The 271-nt window shown below is 57.2% G+C and carries 1 protein-coding gene; it reads left to right on the top strand.

The window, feature by feature from the left end:
* Positions 1–271: hypothetical protein (locus AC0L3U_RS39425; protein WP_473365125.1), on the top strand; the 271-nt coding region annotated here is incomplete at both ends.

Genomic DNA, 271 nt, shown 5'->3' with positions numbered 1-271 from the left:
GGGAACTGCCGCAAAGTCTGTTCACTGTCGCCGATCGCGACCTCAGCGGATTCAGCTTCAACAACAATCCACTTTCGCTGGCCAGCCGAGAACATATAAAAGCCTGGTTTGGACGCACCGGGCAGCACCTTGGAGTCACCATTGCACGCGCGGATATCCAACGCACCATCAACGTGTTCCCCTCCCTCACCGAACTTGAAGCCAACGCATTGTTGTATCAACTTCCGGGCACGCTGCTGGAGGGACAAGCACAGCTCACACGCTGGGAGGC

It is taken from the genome of Bradyrhizobium sp. Kon69 (assembly GCF_055807515.1).
Note: the sequence above shows the minus strand (reverse complement) of the source record. Positions and strands in the feature narration are given on the sequence as shown.